The sequence below is a fragment of the Pseudoalteromonas sp. BSi20429 genome, assembly GCF_000238895.1.
Classification (GTDB): domain Bacteria; phylum Pseudomonadota; class Gammaproteobacteria; order Enterobacterales; family Alteromonadaceae; genus Pseudoalteromonas; species Pseudoalteromonas arctica.
In genome coordinates this window covers 75,660-92,767 of sequence record NZ_BADV01000012.1, presented here as the reverse complement: position 1 = coordinate 92,767, position 17,108 = coordinate 75,660, and the positions used below count along the sequence as shown (strand labels likewise).

Genomic DNA, 17,108 nt, shown 5'->3' with positions numbered 1-17,108 from the left:
TTGTACTCCTGAACTACAAAAAATGCTAAGTAGTTATAGTGTAGTCATTTATTGATATAAAACGAGCGCCTTTTCTGCTTGTGCACTATTTTTATAACTTAAAACAGCTTGTTCAGAGAACTGTTTTTTATTGTCACTATTCAGTGCTTTATCAAAAATTCTAGCTGCTAAGTCATAATCACCTTTAGCATTAGCAAGGCAAGCCAGCGCAAGTAATAGTGAATTATTTGAATCATCCTTTTTAAGGCGTTCTTGTATGTTTATTTGCAACTTAGGCGCATCGGCTGCTGTTGCTTTACTTAATATATTGGCAAGCTCTAAGTGTTGCTCATTGTGCTTAACCATTTTAATTAAGTCACTTTCGATAACAGCCAATTGACCTGCTTGCGCCATTTGCATTAAATATGCGGTGTGGGCATGAGCTTGCAGTTTTTTAGGTAGCTGTTTATATTTTTCACTCAGTTTGTCTGCATCTAACGCATTAAAGTAGGCACTAAATAACTGCGTCCACTGTGCATCAGTAAGTGCTTTTTTGCGTAATAAACGCGGCAAAAAATCTTCCAGCGCACTAAAGTGTTGTTGCTGTACTAATACTTCTGCATAAAGTTTTAACTCAAGTGCGGTGGCTTTTTTAGCTTCTGCGCTAATACGCATTTGTGATTCAATCGCGCTACTGTCGCCACTTGCCAACCATAGCTTTGCTACTTTTAATTGATGCTCTGGGCTTATTTCAAATAAACGCTCAAGTGCTTTATCTGTTTGATTATTAGCAAGCGCTGCTTTTGCAAGTAATGCTAAGCGAATATCTTCAAACTTATCTGGTACGCTATTACCCGATAGAGCCTGCTCTACATGCTCATAATCATCATTAATAGCACTCCACAGAGCCTGCTCAATAGCTACTTGTTTGCGCTCTTGGCTACGTGCAAAAAAGCCATGTTTAGTATTATGATAAATCGATAATAAGTAGCGGATTAGCTTATATGTTAAATATAAAACAACAGCGGTAATGACTGCCATTATACAAAACGATACTATCGTGCCTTCTATCGTCGTATTGTTAAATGAAATAAGTACATAACCTTTTTCATCTAGCACAAATGGAGTAACCGCTAGTACAACAACAATAGCTACAATTAAAATAATTAGCCCTATCATTGCGCCCACTCCTTAACCTTTTGTGTACTATTTAAGGTTATTTTTGGATTAAAATTAAGCTGCTCTTTTTCGAGTTTAGACAACGCTTTAAGTACCGTTTTGGTTGCATCATCGTCTTGCTTAAAGTACTCACCAACTAAACGTTTTGCTTCACTTAAGGCGCTAAAGAAAATACTCGCCTGCTTACTCATAAGTGCATCTTGTGCCTGAGTTATATTAAGCTTGATTCGTTGATTAATTAAATGGCGCTCTTGATCTGTAAGTAATGGCTCAATGGAAACACCTTCGTGCTGGCGAATAGTAATAAAGCTATCCACAATTTTATTCCAGCTATTACTCAGGTTTTGCTGCCAATCACTCACGTCATCACTTAAAGCATTTTCATCTATTGCAGCCGCTTCTTCTGGCAAGTTAACCGCATTAAAAACTAAATTATCAACGCTATTAAGTGCACTGTTTAGCTGTAAATAAATAGCCTCTGTTGCTATAGGTTTAAGGCTATCAAGTGTTTGTATGTCTTGCATAATAGCTTGGCGAACTTCAACTGTTCCTGGGTGTTCGCTAAGTAATGCATCTAAGCGCTTTAAAACAGCACTAGTGCCTTGGTAATCTTTTTCAGCCCATAGTTTAAATTCAGCCATACGCTGTAAGCTGGTTACTTCTTGTGGGTTTAAAGACGAGCCTTGTTGCTGCGCTTTTTGCAGGGCTGCTTTTAGCTCTTGCTGATTTTGAGCTGCACTTTCACTTAAGGTTGCGGCTACTTTTTTCTCACTATTAAACAGCGCTTGCTGCAAATTAGATTGCGCCGATTTAAGTGCTTGCAGCTCTTGAACGAGTAACTTATTTTTCTCGCTTAACTCATTAACGGCTAGGTTTTGCACCTTACCAGCATTTAACTTTTGATAAAACTCGTATCCAACACCAGAGGCCACAATTAACGAAATAAGAAGCGCAAGTGCTGCAACCTTACTTACCTTTTGTTTGTTTTTTTCTGTCGTATTTTTTGTAGCTGCTGGCTCTTGCTTAGCTGATTTAGCTGAGGCCGGGTTAGCTATTGTTGATGTGGCTTTTTCTGCCGTAACTGGCTTTGACTGTTCGCTCATGTTGCTACCTTGCTGATTTATGCAGGTAAACATAGCATTATCGCTAGCCCCTGCTGCAATGTGTATATTAGCCGAACTTACCTGTTGCAACTTTAAATAAGCGGCTATCCGCTCGCTTGCAACATAAAATCGGCACTGTTGTAACCATTGTAGTTGGTGTGCAGTAAGGCTTTTAAATATAGCATCAACTGCTGCATTACTTGTTATGACTATACCGTGTACATTCTGGCTTTTCCAGTGGTCTGTCCAGTTAGGGGTAATACTCTCTGTGGGTTCACGTTTGTACACAACGCAATTATTTAAAAAAGCACCGCGCTCTTTTAGCGTTTTAGCTAACTCAGGGCGGCCACCTTGCCCCTTAACCAACACTATATTACTGCCATCAACCTCGGCGAGTGATTTGAGCGCAAGCAACCCTTCTGAATCATACTGCTTTGGTACTGCTGCGCGCGCACCAAATTGCTCATATATAATGTCGGCTGTTTGTTGTCCAACCGCATAAAACTGCGCTTTGGTATTTATATCGGGTTTTAATTGCGAAAGTGCACTGACTGCATCTTGCGATATAAATATTATTTTATCTGCATTTAACAGCGGACTAAGCTCAGTGCTGGAGGGTGTTAAATGCGTTATTTTTAATACCGGAAATAAAGACGCCTGATAACCCGCTTGCTCTAATTGCTGTGCAAGGGCTGCGCCTTTTCCTTCGGGCCGAGTTATCAGAATATGTGTCATTTATGCGTCTCTATAAACTTCAGCTAATATTTTGTCTGCGCCTTGAGCTAGTAATTTTTTAGCAAGCTCAATACCTAGTTCTTCTGCGTCATTTACATGACCTGTTACTTCGTCACGTAAAATTTCGCTGCCATCAACAGCACCCACTAAACCACGCAAATGTACCTGCTCGCCATCAACTAATGCATAAGCACCAATAGGAACTTGGCAACCACCTTCTAAATAGCGGTTCATAGAACGCTCTGCATTTACGCGAATACGTGTTTGGGTATGCTCAAGTGGTGCAAGTAATGCTTTTGTTACTTCATCATCAATACGACATTCAATACCTACAGCGCCTTGACCATTTGCCGGTAATGACACTTCTGGCTCAATGTAGTCAGCAATACGCTTACTCATTTTTAAACGAATAAGCCCCGCTGCCGCTAAAATAATAGCATCGTATTGGCCATCATCTAATTTACCTAAACGCGTATTTACATTACCGCGCAAATCACGAATATCTAAATCAGGGCGAAGTGCTTTAATTTGGCACTGGCGGCGTAAGCTCGAAGTACCCACAATGGCGCCCTGTGGTAGCTCGTTTAAATTTGCAAAATTGTTTGATACAAACGCATCACGCGGATCTTCACGCTCACAAATAGTATAAAGCTCTAATCCGTCTGGGAACTCTACTGGCACGTCCTTCATAGAATGCACGGCAATATCAGCTCGGCCATCTAACATAGCTTGCTCTAGCTCTTTAACAAATAAGCCTTTACCGCCAATTTTAGCCAATGGCGTATCTAAAATTATATCCCCTTGCGTCGACATTGGGACTAATTCTACGCGCACATCTGCATGAAAACGCTCAAGCTCTGCTTTTACAAATTCGGCCTGCCAAAGTGCTAAGGCGCTTTTGCGCGTTGCGATGCGTACTAATTTTGTTTTTTCTGTCATAGGGGTATCCAATTAATTACTGCGTTTAGCTAGTTTTAGTCAGCTAAAATTCTAAACTCTTTTTGGGCAATTAAATTGCCTTGCTCATCAACTACATCAACACGCCAATGGCCTGTTTGTGTGTCCATGATATTTTTTGTTGAGTACGTTCTGTAGCGAGGCGAAGTAACATTAAGTGTAATTTCAGCCATAGTTTCACCTTCAAACGACCAAACATGCTTAACTTGCTGGCCTTGAAGATTTTTAATCTCACTAAAAAACGATACGCCTTCATCAAACTGACTTAATCTAATATCAGCAGCAAACACATTAGTGGGCTCACGCTTACTTACTTTACGAGTAAGTACTGCACGGCTAATTTTACCCGTGTCTATTTGCGCGCCCAAAGCCACACTTGCCACTTGTGCTGTCGGCGAAAAACCTTCAGTGCCACTCAATGCGCCATCATCACTTTCTAACTCTAAAAGTAAGTCGCTTTGACTGGCTGGCTCAGCTACGTTTTGAGCTTCTGCGGTTTCTTCTTGCACATCATTATCAAGGTTTGAGTTTAACTCTATATTAATGCTTTCGCTTTGTTCAGTAACACTATCGTTGTTAGCCAATAAAACAGGGGGATTATTTACAAGCTCAGCTTCATCAGATGTATTACTTGAAATGCTTAGTTGAGCCTCATTTTGCTCAGCTGACAACGGTTCAATCCGAGCTTGCATTACCTCTGCAGGCTCATTAGGGGTATTGTTTACTGATGATTCAGGCTCAACATCCGTTACTTCAAGGTTTGTCTGGTTTTGAGCGTTACTGCTAAAGCTTAAAAATTGCTCCTGCTCATTTGGATGCTCACCTTGCTCTGCACTGGCTGACGTTGTTAAGCCATACACAACTGCTGCAGAGGTCATTAATACCAACATAGCAATACTCACAATACGACGCCAATTCCACTCGTAGCTTACCGTTGGTACACTCTCTTGTAGTTCGCGTTTAACATTTGCTTTAATAACTATTTTTTGACTCATATTGACCTCAGCGGTTCCAAAATTAGCTTAAACGAGCAATTAACCATTGGCGAATAGCTTGCAATTCTTCTGCGCAAACTTGGTGGGCCATTGGATATTCTTGCCAGCTTACATCCATGTTATGTGCTGTTAATACTTCAAACGCACTTCTTCCCGCACTATGCGGTACAACGTTATCTTGGCTACCATGAGCCATAAATACGTTTAAATCAGTATGCTTTGCTTCATCAGCAAATTTTTGCGGCACACACATATAAGTAGAAAGCGCCATAACACCCCCAAGCTTTTGCTCAAAGCGCGGTGCTAAATGCAGAGACACAACACCACCTTGAGAAAAACCAGCTAAAATAATTTTATTAGCAGGTATGCCATTAGCAATTTCTTTATTAATTAACTCTTCTACCTTTGCAGCCGAATCCCTTACGCCTTGTTCATCGGCACGCTTATCTAATTCTATAGATTTAATATCGTACCAAGAGCGCATTTCCATACCACCATTTATGGTGACCGGTTGTACTGGCGCATGCGGAAAAACAAACCGTATACCAAGCTCACTTGGTAAATTAAGCTGCGGAGCTACTGGCGCAAAACCATCCCCAGAGTCACCTAAACCATGTAACCAAATAACCGTTGCTTTGTGCTCACTTTGGGCTGCATATTCTACAAATTCTAAACTCATAGTGATGATTGCCACTTAACTTCTTGGCCTGCTTGGCGAGTTGAGGCTTCATTTATAAACGCCCAAAATTCAGCGCCAGAACGGTTATCAATCCATAACCCATCACGCATTTCAAAATGATGTCCATTAAACTTAGTCGCAACCCATACTTGATGAAGAGGTGCTTGCTTGTTAATCACTATTTTACTTTTATCAGGAAAAATAATTTCTAAAATACCTTGTGCCGATTCATAATCTAAATCAGCTTCGCAATCATCAACCTGCTCTTCAATAGTGAACATAAGAGCTTCGGCTAATTGGTGATATTCGTGTTCAGTCATTGTTATTTCCTTTGCAGGCGAGCCGCCTAATATTGGGTACGTTTTAGCTTTAAAAGTGTGCAGCTAGTGTAACAGGAATAAAATCATCCGCGAATAGCTGCATTTTTTAGATATTCTGTTACTCTGCGATTATAAAGCCAGCAACCGTATTAATCTAATGAAAGCGACACATACCTTACAATTAAAAAAACTATTAATAAGCACTGTACTGTTAAGCGCCTTAGCTGGCTGCGGACAAAGCGGTCCGTTATATTTACCAGAGCAACAAACAGAGCAAAACCAACCTCAAAATACAGCTAAACCAGCCACTACCGCTGAGCAAGCCAAAATATCGCAAAGTCAGGAGCAATAAATGGATTATTTTAACTACAAAAACAACCAATTATTTGCCGAAGACGTCAGTGTGGCAAGCATAGCGCAGCAATACGGTACGCCGTGTTATGTGTACTCGCGTGCTACATTTGAGCGCCATTATTTAGCGTTTGCTAACGCCACTAAAAATCATAAAAGCTTGGTATGTTACGCCGTTAAAGCAAACTCAAATATAGCCGTGCTTAATATATTAGCGCGCCTAGGATCGGGCTTCGATATTGTATCCAAAGGCGAACTTGCGCGTGTAATTAAAGCGGGAGGCGATGCTTCTAAAGTGGTTTTTTCGGGCGTGGCGAAAACGTCTGACGAAATAGCTTACGCATTAAAACTGGGCATTAAATGTTTTAACGTTGAATCAGCCTCTGAGCTTGAGCGTATTTCTGAAGTGGCTTGCGAGCTTAACCTAGAAGCGCCTATTTCTATTCGCGTAAACCCCGACATAGATGCAAAAACACATCCGTATATTTCTACTGGTTTAAAAGAAAATAAATTTGGTATTGATATACAAACTGCTGTAAGTGTTTATCAACAAGCAGCGGCTTTACCTGGTTTAAAAATTATTGGTGTTGATTGCCATATTGGCTCTCAATTAACTGAAGTCAGACCTTTTTTAGAAGCCCTTGATAAACTCATGGCGCTTATTGATGAGCTAAAAACCAACGGTATTGAGCTAACTCACTTAGATATTGGTGGCGGTTTAGGCGTGCCATATAACAACGAGCAACCACCGCACCCAAGTGAATATGCAGCGCAAGTTACCGAGCGCTTAGCTAACTATAAACACCTTGAACTAATTTTTGAACCAGGGCGCGCTATTGCAGCTAACGCAGGTATTTTAGTTACTCAAGTTGAATTTATTAAACAAAACCAAGACAAATTTTTTGCCATTGTAGATGCAGGTATGAACGACATGCTTCGCCCTGCGCTTTATCAAGCGTGGCAAAAAATCATTCCGGTATCAGTTCGCGACGACGAAACACCGACTCACAACTTTGATATTGTGGGTCCGGTGTGCGAAACCGGCGACTTTTTAGGAAAAGATCGTGAACTAGCGCTTAAACAAGGCGACTTACTCGCACAACGAAGTGCTGGTGCATATGGCTTTACCATGAGTTCAAACTACAACTCGCGCCCGCGTGTTGCAGAAATAATGGTAGATGGTCAGCAGCACCATCTTATTCGTGAACGCGAAACTATTGAAAGCCTTTATCAAGGTGAGAAAGTTTTACCATAAACGTTTTTGTCTACTAGCTGCTCTGTGGCATGATTAGCACAGAGCAAAACCGAATTAGAGCGCTATGTTAGTTAATTTTTCCAAAATGCACGGCTTAGGCAACGACTTTGTTGTGATTGATAACATTACACAAAATGTTTTTTTGTCGCGAGATCAAATCAAAAAACTGGCAGATCGCCATTTTGGCATTGGCTTTGACCAATTGCTAATGGTTGAAGCGCCATATTCTCCTGATCTCGACTTTCATTATCGAATATTTAATGCCGATGGTACCGAAGTAGAACAATGCGGTAACGGCGCACGCTGTTTTGCCCGCTTTGTACGTATGAAGGGCCTTACTAACAAGCATAAAATTACTGTGTCGACCAAGTCGGGCAACTTAACGCTCTACATAGAAAAAGACGGTCAAGTAACGGTTAACATGGGTCATCCAAATTTTGAGCCAAGTAAAATCCCTTTAAAAGCGAGCAAGCGTGAGCTTACTTATATTATTAGAACCGAAGAACACACTGTATTTAGTGGCGCGGTATCTATGGGTAACCCGCATTGCGTGCTAGAAGTTGACGACGTAACCACCGCGCAAGTTGATATATTGGGTCCATTACTTGAAAACCACGAACGTTTTCCGCAAAAAGCGAACATTGGCTTTATGCAAGTTGTATCGCATGAACACATTAAATTAAGAGTGTGGGAGCGAGGCGTTAACGAAACCCTAGCCTGTGGCACAGGTGCGTGTGCAGCAATGGTTATTGGTCACATGCAAAATAAATTATCAACAACCGTTCAAGTAGATTTACCAGGCGGTAGCTTACAAGTACGTTGGAGTGGCGAAGGTCACCCAGTACGCATGACTGGCCCCGCAGAGCATGTGTTCGACGGGCAAGTAGCGCTATGAGCGAGCTAAGTAAAGAACAGGTTATTGATTACTTACATCAACATCCTGATTTTTTGGTTCAGCACCCTGAGCTACTCGCACAACTTGAGCTGCAACAGCAAGCTCAAGGTGCAACGTCGCTGGTACATATTCAGCAACGCCAATTACGCGAGCACAACACGCTTTTAAAAAGCCAAATAGACGCTATGAGCAAGCATGCAACGCAAAACGAGCTTGTATATCGTTTGTTTAGCCAGTGCCATCGCCAGCTTTGGAATCATGACGATTTTGACACCCTTGCAAATAATCTACGCAATATAATTTGCTCAAGTGAAGATGTTAACGACTGCAAATTAGTGAAATATAATCTCGAATACGACGAACTTATTGCCCATCGCCTTACCCATTCAGAGCATTATTTAGGGCGCATTAATCAGCAAGAGCGCGAATTATTATTTAGTGAAGATACACAATCTGTCGCTATTTATTTAATTGGCGACACCAAGCACCCTATCGCTATTTTGGCGTTTGGTAGCAGTAACGTAAACCATTTTGAGCCCGCTCAAGATAACCTCTTTGTACTCGACTTTATAAACGCATTACACCTGCGGTTGCAAAAACTAGCATGAGTGACGATGCGCCTAATATTACCCAGTTAAGCGACAATTGGCGTACACCTATAACGCTATTTAGCGATTATTTAAAGTTTGAAAAACAATATTCAGCGCACACCGTAAACCAATATGTAAGCCAGCTTGGCTTTGCAGCACTTTATTTTAGCAAATTATGTGACGACTGGTTTGGCGTGCAAGGCGAGCATATTCGCCGCTACAGCATGGCACTACGCTCAAAACAATTAAGTGGCCGTACAATTAGCTTAAAGCTCAGTTGTATTCGCAGCTTATATAAGTTTTTAAAAGCAAAAAATATTGCCGAGCAATCGCATTACCATAATCCGGCGGTGGGTATAAAAGGTCCTAAGTTTGCAAAGCCCCTACCTAAAAATCTCGATGTGGATCAAATGGCACGCTTGCTCGAAATACCCGACGACGAGCCTCTCGCAATTAGAGATAAAGCAATGATGGAGCTTATGTATTCATCAGGGCTGCGTATAAGCGAATTAGTTGGCGCTAATATGCAAGATATTAGCGCTGCTAATGGCGAAATTTTAGTGCGTGGTAAAGGCAATAAAGAGCGATTAATTCCGGTGGGTAAAAAAGCGTTAGACGCATTAAAAAAATGGCTCACAATACGCCCTCAATTTACAAAGCCCGATGAAATAGCAGTATTTTTAAGTAGCCAAAAAAATCGTATTTCGATTCGCCAAGTGCGCCTACGCATGCAAGAGTGGGGAATAAAACAAGGCATTAGCTCGCAGGTTCACCCGCATAAGCTGCGCCACTCGTTTGCGTCACATATTTTAGAATCATCTGGTGATTTACGCGCCGTGCAAGAATTACTAGGGCACAGCAGTTTGTCGGCTACACAAGTGTATACGCATTTAGATTTTCAACATTTAGCCAAGGTGTACGACAACACTCACCCTCGCGCAAAAAAACGAACTGATTAGGAAAATAAATATGATCCGATTTAATCGTGCTATTAAGCCATTTTCTGTCATGAGCTTTGACTTAGACGACACGCTATACAGCAATCACCCTATTATAAAAGCAGCCGTTAAAGCCCAACAAAATTATTTAAACGCGCTACCGGGCTATCAAGAGCAAGGTCCAAAGTACTGGCAACTATGCCGAGAACTTGCCGTAATACAAAACCCAGATCTCGCAGATGATGTAACTAAATGGCGCAAACACACCCTACGTTTAGCGCTTTCTAAACTTGGCTTTACCGCAGATGAAGTAGAGCGCCATGCAAATGCCGCCTATAACGCCTTTGCCGATGCGCGCAGCAACATAGTCGTAAGCGATGACGTACTTAACTTACTAGATAACCTAGCCAAACACTTTACGCTTGTTGCAATTACTAACGGCAATGTTGAAATTGAACGCTTTAACTTACACGATAAATTTGAACTCGTACTGCAAGCAGGTATGCACGGTAAAGCAAAACCTCACAGCACCCTATTTGATAAAGCAGCCACACATTTAAATGTTGCTAAAAGCGATATTTTACATATTGGCGATAGCCTAGATACCGACGTACAAGGCGCAAATAATGCCGGTTGCCAATCGGTATGGTTAAACGATCAAGGCGCCAATTATGCTTATAAAGGGCTGGCCGATATTGAAATAGCCAATATTCATTCCTTAACGCACTTTATTAAATAACCTATTAAAAATAAGAGGTCACAATGAGCCACTATACCAAGCTAATCACCTTGCTATTAATTGGCTCGCTTAGCCTTAACGCTTATTTATTATGGCCGCAGCCTGCGTTAACTACACCACAAAAAACGCAAAGTGCCCAGCAAAGCATATCGCCTAAACAACAAGATACGTTACTAAATACGGCAAAGCAGCAATTTAAACAACACCAATTTGAAGCCGCACTTAGTAGCTATCAACAACTCAAAAATAGCAATCCAGAAAGTGCAAAAAACCTTTATTCATCGTGGCTGATACAGCTTAAAACATGGCTAAATAGCAATTTATTACTCAGCGAGTCATTTCTCAATGCGCTATTAAATAACAGCCCTTATAACGTAGAATTACTTAACTTACAGGTTGAGTATTTAATAAATAGCGAGCAAACACAAAACGCCATTATTGCTTTATTTGAGCTGAATTCATTACTGCCTGCTGATCAGCAAAACAACGTAAATACACGTTTAAATACGCTCACTCAAAACGAATTACACACATTAACTGAGCAACAAAATTGGCAAGCTATTATTGAGCAAACACAAATTTGGCTTGATTATAAAAGCGATAACGCGCAGTTTTTATATCCGCTTGCGTACGCCTACTTTCAGCAAGGCGATTTAATTAGTGCACAAGCAACCCTTAATCGAATGCCAAACCAGCACAATCTAAAAAGCCAAGTGCAAACACTGCAAGCTATGATCAATAAAGCACAATCGCAAGACGACTTTGTTGCTTTAACGCCTTACGGCGCGCATTACTTAATAAACACCGAAATAAATAACAATCTATCGACCGAACTAATGATTGATACAGGCGCAAGCGTAACCTCACTACCTACAAGTATAATTGAGCAAATTTCGCCACAACCTTTATATTTAGGCGATGTAACGGTAAACACAGCTAACGGTCAAATTGTTGTAAAACGTTATCAAATTGAATCGTTTAAAGTGGGCTCGCAAATTATTTATGGTTTTGAAGTGTTGAGCATTGAAAACACACGCGGACAAGGTTTGCTAGGGATGAACTTTTTATCGCGATTTAAATTCAATATAAATCAGCAAACAGATGAGCTAGAGTTGAGCGCTAAATAATTAAAAATCCAAAGGTAACACATGACACTAAATAACTATTTAAAAGCACTTGCTGAAAACCCAAAAAGCATTCAATTTACCGATACAATGGCGGTGATTGAAGCAAATTACGACTTTACTGCATGTGGCTTTAATAACCATGGATTACTTAGCGCTGCGAGTGAGAACAACGGCTCATGTAAAATTTTTGCGTTTGCTAAATTAAACGATTTAAGTAAACAAAATACGTTGGATTGTTTTGGTAAGTTTTACCGAGACGACGTGCTGCAAAACCCAAAAGGCGATGATCACCTAAATATTCGCACTTTTATGTTAGCACCAGAGGCAACACCTTTTTTAGGTATTACCTTTGAAGGCGAGCCACTAAAAGAAAAATAGCCAGCAAAAATTAAAGTGGCTTTTCCATAAAGTAACGCGTACCTGAGCGTGGGTAATTATTAAGTTGATACTTAACACTATAACCGCGCTTTTCGTAAAAAGGTTTTGCTTGAAAATCAAGTGTATCAAGCTGAGCAGTTGTTGCTCCTAGCTCAATAGCAGCTTGTTCAAGTGCCGTTAGCAGTTTATCTGCAAGCCCTTTACCTCGTGCACTATCGCTACACCGAAGCCAACCAATCATCAGCCAATTTCCAAACACACACCCACTAATACCGGCAACAAGCTCGCCTTGCTCATCAGTAAATTTATAGCCTAATGGCACTCTTTGCGCATCAAAATGCTGGGCGTTAAATTCAACCATTTGTGCGCGAAGCGCTGAGTTTAACGCATCGGTATTATCTACTTTTAATTGATACATTTATCGCCCTTAAAAAGTAGATACTAGCAAATTAGCTCAATCAATAAAGATTATTTTTACCGTAAGGTACTTCAAGCATATTGCTGCTGGTTTTATCCGGCTGACCGCACATTTCATCGTAAGCACTTGTTTGGCGCAGTACCATTTCGGCATACGCTATTTTTTCAAAACGCTCTTGAACATGCAGTGGGCTGAGCGCTCTTAAAAACTCACCGCTGTCTTCTGTTACATAATATTCAACGTTATTAATCATTACCGATACTTGATAAAGCGCCATATCTAACGAGTGAACAATGACTTTTTGTAGCGGTTCGTGCTTTTTTAACTGTGAAAATTTAATACCCATCTTGGCTACCTTTTTATATTTAACCTGAGTTCTGGTTATTTAACATTATCGATACGCAGCTTTGCTATAATCACGATCAAATTTTTATTAGCCGCTGGCGTCACACGTTATGAGCACAAAAATCCGACTCGCTAAATATATTGCCCATGCAGGTATTTGTTCTCGTAAACAGGCATCGCGTTTAATTGATGAAGGTGTGGTGACTGTAAATAATCGCCCAGCAAATCATATAGATCACGTTGATGAGCAAGACACAATAATTGTGAACGAAAAAGAAATTAAAGGTGCTGCCGATTTAGTTTATTTTGCGTACCACAAACCAGTAGGTATTGACTGTAAATTAAATATTGATGACCCAGCCAGCCTTATTCACCATTTGCCCACACTCACCCGCGTTTACCCTATTGGTCGATTAGATAAAGACTCTCGCGGTTTGCTTATTTTGACCAACGATGGGGATTTTTGTAATCAACTAATACATCCTGACTTCCACCAGCCTAAACATTATTTAGTCACCGTAAATAAGCCTTTAGACGATGCTTTTTGTAAAAAAATGGCAGCAGGCGTACCCGTTGATAAACACATAACCCTGCCTTGTGAAGTAAATAAAATAGCCAGCAATCAGTTTAGTATTGTTTTAAAACAAGGGCTAAACAGACAAATACGTAAAATGGCGCATTACTGCGGATATAAAGTAATTGATTTATTTAGAGTGCAATTTAGTGACCTCACCCTTTCAAAACTAAACCTACCTGAAAACCAATATATACAAATTAATAAAAACGATATTTCAAAAGTCTAATACCAAGTCACTTAATTACATCTCAAAAATTTAAAAAATAAACTTGCAATTATAGATTACAGGTGTAGTCTTTAATTAAAGATTACATTTGTAGGCAATAGCATGATTGAGTTATCAAAAGCAGAGTTTGACGTGCTCGACGCACTTTGGATTAACTACCCCGCCACCGCGAGCCAAATAATTGAGCGCTTAAGCGACGATAAGCAATGGCACGAAAAAACCATTAAAACCCTACTAGGTCGACTAGTAAAAAAAGGCGCACTTACATTTGAAAAAGAAGGTCGTCAGTATATTTATATGCCGTGTATGGAGCGCGCCGACTACACCTTAAAAGAAAGCCAAAACTTTATTGAGCGCTTTTTTAGTGGGCGTATTGCGCCACTTGTAAGTGGTTTTGCTAAATCGGAGCAGCTTTCTCAGCAAGATATAAACGAGCTTAAAAAAGTTATAGATGACTGGGAAAAAAACCAAAAGTAAGGGATTAACATGGTTATTCAAACTGGTTTTAATTGGTTGATTGAGCAGCAATTACTATTAAGCATTTTGTTTTGTGGATTTATTTTACTCGAGCGATTTGGTTTAAAAGCCCTTGGCTCGCGGTTTGTATATAAATTAGCATGGCTATTACCTGCGGCATTGGTTATTGCTAATTTACCAAATGCGATTAAACCACTGCAAAATAGCAATATTAGCCATTACTTAATCACCCCTAACCAGCCTTTTACACATGAAATGGGTATTAGCTGGGCGCTCATATATGTACTTATTACCGCAGGGTTATTAATAGCTAGCTTTATTACGCATACCCGCTTTGTTAAAAGCCTGCAGTTAACTGAGTTAACACAATTTGAAGGCACTCTTACCGCTGATGTTAAAACTTATACCAGCCAACATGTAGCCACGCCAATGGTTGTCGGTATTTTAAACAGCAAGCTGGTGTTACCGAGTAACTACAATACCCAGTTTGATAAAGCCACATTAGCGCTTATTTTAGAGCACGAAAACGTACACATAAAACGCAAAGACAACCTAACAAACGCACTTATATTACTACCTACTATTTTACTTTGGTTTAACCCACTAGCTTGGTTTTGTTACGCAAGCATGCGCCGACTACAAGAGCTGACTTGTGATGAACGGGTACTTAGCAATAAAACCACACAACAACATATTTTATATAGCAAAGCCTTAATAAACTGCGCGGCAAATGCGCCCACAGGAATTATGGCTTATTCACACTACGGAGATAAAAAAACCATGTTACAACGACTAATTAATATAAAACACAGCGGGGAGCGTTCAAAGCTTGCTAAAGGTGGCTTATTACTTGTAGCCGCAAGTATGCTAAGCGGATTAGCAATTGCAAAGCAACCAGAAGTAAATAAAACGCAAGAGGAACATATTTCACCAACAATACGCATTGAACCGGCTTATCCAATACAAGCAGCTCAACAAGGCATCAGCGGCTCTGTTGTATTAAAGTACGATATAACTCCCAATGGTGAAACCGCTAATGTTTCTGTTGTTAGTGCAAAGCCTGAAGCCATATTTGACCGTGAAGCTAAAAAGGCGCTAAGACAGTGGCAATACAAACCCTCATCAATGGGTTATCAAAACGTACTTGTACAGCTCGATTTTGCAATAAACAATGAAGTTGCTAATACCGATTTAATAGAGCGAATTAAAGTATCGCACTAACTTTATTAGATTTTTCAAGACTACAAAGCAAGCGCCCTTTTAGGCTGCTTGCTTTGTGGTTTTAAAGTATAAACCTACAAACTCACCACAATCATGGTAATGGCTGTACCCAAGCCAATAAACCACACTAATGAGCGAATTATATCTAGGTTCATATAGTAAAAAACGCAATACAAAATACGCGACACAATATGCGTAACCGCTAGCGTTTCGGTCACTGCACCTACAGAGTTAGTGCCCAGTACAACTGCAATAGCGACAGCAAAAACAGCAAGCGATTCAAAACAGTTTTGATGAGCAGCGAGCGCCCGTGCACCAAAGCCGGTTAATTTTTTTGTTGCGCCCTTGGATGTTTATTGTCGTATCGACCTAATTTTGCCATTGCTATAGCAACCGGCACTTTTGCAAAGTAAGGCATTAATACCGCAAGTAATGCACATACAACTAATGTTGTCATAATTTATCCTTTTGATGTTTCGGATAATTTAGCATAAGCGCAATAAAAAAGCCGCCAGATACGTTTTATGACAAACGCTGGCGGCTAACAATAACATCAGGCTTACTATAGCTAAATATATCCTCAAACCCATGCGACATAATGTCGCAGATGATGAATATTCAACATCATAGTTAATGCATCGCTTTACTTCACAAAGCTTGTTAACTTTACTGCCTTACATTTTAACGATGACGACCATGACCTGGATATTTTTCACTTTTTTAGCCGCCTTTATGCAAGCATGGCGTAATGCCCTGCAAAGTAAATTAAGTAACGATGTGAGTGTGGCTGGCGTAACTCTCTCCCGCTTTATTATTGCAGGCCCTATTGCTGCCGTGTATTTATATGGCCTTTATCAATATCAAGATACCGCCATGCCTACGTTTAATAATGCCTTTTGGGGATTTATTATAGGCGCAAGTGTGATGCAAATACTTGCCACTGGTTTAATGGTTAAGTTATTTAAAATGAATAATTACGCCGTAGGTGCTGGGCTTGCCAAAAGCGAGGCGTTAGTGGCTGCTATTTTAGGTGTATTATTTTTTGGCTCGGCACTTTCTTTACTCGGTTGGCTTGGTGTGTTTTTTGGCGCTATTGCCGTATTGCTACTCAGCGGCATAACAAGCGTTAAACACTTTAATGCTAAAACGGCATTACTAGGCCTTGCTTGTGGTACTTGCTTTGCACTTACCTCACTGTGGGTACGTGAAGCGAGCTTAAACTCAGGATTATTATTCCCACACTCAGCCGCTTGGGTTTTGCTGTTTGTAATTAGCTTTCAAACACTAATACTACTGGGCTATTTATTATTAAAAGAGCCGCAAACACTTAGTAAACTATGGCAATACAAAGGTACTACAGCCGCAATTAGTGTTTTTAGTTGTGTCGGCTCTATTGGCTGGTTTAGTGCAATGAGCTTACAACATGTTGCTTATGTTAAAACACTTGGACAGATTGAAGTCTTTTTTACCATGCTAATTGCCGTACTTTGGTTAAAGCAGCCACTTAAAAAACAAGATACTGCAGGCTTAATACTCATAGCCATTGCCGCTGTTTTGGTTATGTTGCCGAATTAATGGCAACATAAAAAAGCGCAGGCTTTTATACCTGCGCTATTCATAATTA

20 protein-coding genes and 1 pseudogene are annotated in these 17,108 nt (G+C 40.3%); 12 read left to right on the top strand and 9 right to left on the bottom strand.

Features of this window, described 5'->3' with window-relative positions; all coding sequences use genetic code 11:
- Positions 1 to 48: 48 nt before the first annotated feature.
- Genes P20429_RS16845 through cyaY form a run of 6 tightly spaced genes read right to left on the bottom strand, consistent with a single transcriptional unit; the run spans position 49 to position 5,947 of the window.
- Positions 49 to 1,158 carry a heme biosynthesis HemY N-terminal domain-containing protein gene (locus P20429_RS16845; RefSeq protein ID WP_007580562.1) on the bottom strand — a complete coding sequence of 370 codons (1,110 nt, stop codon included), beginning with the start codon at positions 1,156 to 1,158 and terminating at the stop codon, positions 49 to 51.
- Positions 1,155 to 2,996, bottom strand: a complete 1,842-nt coding sequence (locus P20429_RS16850; protein ID WP_007580560.1) for a uroporphyrinogen-III C-methyltransferase — start codon at positions 2,994 to 2,996, stop codon at positions 1,155 to 1,157. The genes P20429_RS16845 and P20429_RS16850 overlap by 4 nt, the downstream gene beginning before the upstream one ends.
- Positions 2,997 to 3,935: a hydroxymethylbilane synthase gene (gene hemC, locus P20429_RS16855; RefSeq protein WP_007580559.1), complete on the bottom strand. Its 939-nt coding sequence runs from the start codon at positions 3,933 to 3,935 to the stop codon at positions 2,997 to 2,999. It lies immediately after the preceding gene.
- A gap of 35 nt (positions 3,936 to 3,970) precedes the next feature.
- Positions 3,971 to 4,948, bottom strand: a complete 978-nt coding sequence (locus P20429_RS16860; RefSeq protein ID WP_007580557.1) for a DUF2914 domain-containing protein — start codon at positions 4,946 to 4,948, stop codon at positions 3,971 to 3,973.
- A 22-nt stretch (positions 4,949 to 4,970) separates the two neighbouring features.
- Positions 4,971 to 5,627, bottom strand: a complete 657-nt coding sequence (locus tag P20429_RS16865) for an alpha/beta hydrolase (RefSeq protein ID WP_007580555.1) — start codon at positions 5,625 to 5,627, stop codon at positions 4,971 to 4,973.
- Positions 5,624 to 5,947, bottom strand: coding sequence for an iron donor protein CyaY (gene cyaY / locus P20429_RS16870; RefSeq protein WP_002960979.1), 324 nt, complete (start codon positions 5,945 to 5,947; stop codon positions 5,624 to 5,626). Before cyaY ends, P20429_RS16865 begins: the two co-directional genes overlap by 4 nt.
- A 157-nt stretch (positions 5,948 to 6,104) precedes the next feature.
- Here cyaY and P20429_RS16875 point away from each other — a divergent pair, with 157 nt between their 5' ends.
- The 8 genes from P20429_RS16875 (at position 6,105) to P20429_RS16910 (ending at position 12,220) form a co-directional block, all read left to right on the top strand.
- Entirely contained in the window at positions 6,105 to 6,299 is a 195-nt protein-coding gene (locus P20429_RS16875) for a lipoprotein (protein WP_007580552.1), read from the top strand.
- Positions 6,300 to 7,553 (top strand): diaminopimelate decarboxylase, encoded by a 1,254-nt coding sequence (lysA, locus tag P20429_RS16880; protein ID WP_007580550.1) that lies wholly within the window; start codon positions 6,300 to 6,302, stop codon positions 7,551 to 7,553.
- 64 nt (positions 7,554 to 7,617) lie between these two features.
- Positions 7,618 to 8,448, top strand: a complete 831-nt coding sequence (gene dapF / locus P20429_RS16885) for a diaminopimelate epimerase (RefSeq protein WP_007580548.1) — start codon at positions 7,618 to 7,620, stop codon at positions 8,446 to 8,448.
- Positions 8,445 to 9,056 (top strand): DUF484 family protein, encoded by a 612-nt coding sequence (locus P20429_RS16890; protein WP_007580547.1) that lies wholly within the window; start codon positions 8,445 to 8,447, stop codon positions 9,054 to 9,056. The genes dapF and P20429_RS16890 overlap by 4 nt, the downstream gene beginning before the upstream one ends.
- Positions 9,053 to 9,997, top strand: a complete 945-nt coding sequence (locus P20429_RS16895; protein ID WP_007580545.1) for a tyrosine recombinase XerC — start codon at positions 9,053 to 9,055, stop codon at positions 9,995 to 9,997. Before P20429_RS16890 ends, P20429_RS16895 begins: the two co-directional genes overlap by 4 nt.
- 10 nt (positions 9,998 to 10,007) lie before the next feature.
- Positions 10,008 to 10,715 carry an HAD-IA family hydrolase gene (locus P20429_RS16900; RefSeq protein ID WP_007580543.1) on the top strand — a complete coding sequence of 236 codons (708 nt, stop codon included), beginning with the start codon at positions 10,008 to 10,010 and terminating at the stop codon, positions 10,713 to 10,715.
- Positions 10,716 to 10,738: 23 nt separating this feature from the next.
- Positions 10,739 to 11,842, top strand: a complete 1,104-nt coding sequence (locus P20429_RS16905; protein ID WP_007580541.1) for a retropepsin-like aspartic protease — start codon at positions 10,739 to 10,741, stop codon at positions 11,840 to 11,842.
- 21 nt (positions 11,843 to 11,863) lie between these two features.
- A complete protein-coding gene (locus P20429_RS16910) occupies positions 11,864 to 12,220 on the top strand; it encodes a HopJ type III effector protein (RefSeq protein ID WP_007580539.1) in 357 nt (118 codons plus the stop codon).
- A gap of 10 nt (positions 12,221 to 12,230) precedes the next feature.
- Here the strand turns inward: P20429_RS16910 and P20429_RS16915 are convergent, their stop codons facing one another.
- A complete protein-coding gene (locus P20429_RS16915; protein WP_007580537.1) occupies positions 12,231 to 12,638 on the bottom strand; it encodes a GNAT family N-acetyltransferase in 408 nt (135 codons plus the stop codon).
- A gap of 40 nt (positions 12,639 to 12,678) precedes the next feature.
- Entirely contained in the window at positions 12,679 to 12,984 is a 306-nt protein-coding gene (locus P20429_RS16920) for a DUF6482 family protein (protein ID WP_007580535.1), read from the bottom strand.
- A gap of 109 nt (positions 12,985 to 13,093) precedes the next feature.
- On the opposite strand from P20429_RS16920, the gene P20429_RS16925 reads away from it, so the two are divergent.
- From P20429_RS16925 to P20429_RS16935, 3 genes are all read left to right on the top strand, one after another.
- A complete protein-coding gene (locus tag P20429_RS16925) occupies positions 13,094 to 13,786 on the top strand; it encodes a pseudouridine synthase (RefSeq protein WP_007580533.1) in 693 nt (230 codons plus the stop codon).
- Between the two features lie 102 nt (positions 13,787 to 13,888).
- The gene (locus P20429_RS16930) at positions 13,889 to 14,263 is read left to right on the top strand and encodes a BlaI/MecI/CopY family transcriptional regulator (RefSeq protein ID WP_007580531.1); all 375 of its coding nucleotides are present in this window, start codon (positions 13,889 to 13,891) and stop codon (positions 14,261 to 14,263) included.
- A 9-nt stretch (positions 14,264 to 14,272) separates the two neighbouring features.
- On the top strand, positions 14,273 to 15,484 hold the full coding sequence (locus P20429_RS16935; protein ID WP_007580529.1) for a TonB family protein: 1,212 nt from the start codon (positions 14,273 to 14,275) through the stop codon (positions 15,482 to 15,484).
- A gap of 74 nt (positions 15,485 to 15,558) precedes the next feature.
- Here the strand turns inward: P20429_RS16935 and P20429_RS19130 are convergent.
- Positions 15,559 to 15,941: pseudogene (locus P20429_RS19130) on the bottom strand (MAPEG family protein).
- A gap of 239 nt (positions 15,942 to 16,180) precedes the next feature.
- Here P20429_RS19130 and P20429_RS16940 point away from each other — a divergent pair.
- Positions 16,181 to 17,059 (top strand): DMT family transporter, encoded by an 879-nt coding sequence (locus tag P20429_RS16940; protein WP_193371812.1) that lies wholly within the window; start codon positions 16,181 to 16,183, stop codon positions 17,057 to 17,059.
- Positions 17,060 to 17,108 lie beyond the last annotated feature (49 nt).

Bases quoted from the DNA above. Each gene is read 5' to 3' on its own strand.
- P20429_RS16920 (WP_007580535.1), bottom strand. From the start codon at position 12,984: ATGGGTATTAAATTTTCACAGTTAAAAAAGCACGAACCGCTACAAAAA.
- P20429_RS16845 (WP_007580562.1), bottom strand. From the start codon at position 1,158: ATGATAGGGCTAATTATTTTAATTGTAGCTATTGTTGTTGTACTAGCG.
- P20429_RS16940 (WP_193371812.1), top strand. From the start codon at position 16,181: ATGACCTGGATATTTTTCACTTTTTTAGCCGCCTTTATGCAAGCATGG.
- P20429_RS16915 (WP_007580537.1), bottom strand. From the start codon at position 12,638: ATGTATCAATTAAAAGTAGATAATACCGATGCGTTAAACTCAGCGCTT.
- P20429_RS16865 (WP_007580555.1), bottom strand. From the start codon at position 5,627: ATGAGTTTAGAATTTGTAGAATATGCAGCCCAAAGTGAGCACAAAGCA.
- hemC (WP_007580559.1), bottom strand. From the start codon at position 3,935: ATGACAGAAAAAACAAAATTAGTACGCATCGCAACGCGCAAAAGCGCC.
- P20429_RS16935 (WP_007580529.1), top strand. From the start codon at position 14,273: ATGGTTATTCAAACTGGTTTTAATTGGTTGATTGAGCAGCAATTACTA.
- P20429_RS16890 (WP_007580547.1), top strand. From the start codon at position 8,445: ATGAGCGAGCTAAGTAAAGAACAGGTTATTGATTACTTACATCAACAT.
- P20429_RS16910 (WP_007580539.1), top strand. From the start codon at position 11,864: ATGACACTAAATAACTATTTAAAAGCACTTGCTGAAAACCCAAAAAGC.
- cyaY (WP_002960979.1), bottom strand. From the start codon at position 5,947: ATGACTGAACACGAATATCACCAATTAGCCGAAGCTCTTATGTTCACT.
- dapF (WP_007580548.1), top strand. From the start codon at position 7,618: ATGTTAGTTAATTTTTCCAAAATGCACGGCTTAGGCAACGACTTTGTT.
- P20429_RS16905 (WP_007580541.1), top strand. From the start codon at position 10,739: ATGAGCCACTATACCAAGCTAATCACCTTGCTATTAATTGGCTCGCTT.
- P20429_RS16925 (WP_007580533.1), top strand. From the start codon at position 13,094: ATGAGCACAAAAATCCGACTCGCTAAATATATTGCCCATGCAGGTATT.
- P20429_RS16850 (WP_007580560.1), bottom strand. From the start codon at position 2,996: ATGACACATATTCTGATAACTCGGCCCGAAGGAAAAGGCGCAGCCCTT.
- P20429_RS16895 (WP_007580545.1), top strand. From the start codon at position 9,053: ATGAGTGACGATGCGCCTAATATTACCCAGTTAAGCGACAATTGGCGT.
- P20429_RS16900 (WP_007580543.1), top strand. From the start codon at position 10,008: ATGATCCGATTTAATCGTGCTATTAAGCCATTTTCTGTCATGAGCTTT.
- P20429_RS16930 (WP_007580531.1), top strand. From the start codon at position 13,889: ATGATTGAGTTATCAAAAGCAGAGTTTGACGTGCTCGACGCACTTTGG.
- P20429_RS16860 (WP_007580557.1), bottom strand. From the start codon at position 4,948: ATGAGTCAAAAAATAGTTATTAAAGCAAATGTTAAACGCGAACTACAA.
- lysA (WP_007580550.1), top strand. From the start codon at position 6,300: ATGGATTATTTTAACTACAAAAACAACCAATTATTTGCCGAAGACGTC.
- P20429_RS16875 (WP_007580552.1), top strand. From the start codon at position 6,105: ATGAAAGCGACACATACCTTACAATTAAAAAAACTATTAATAAGCACT.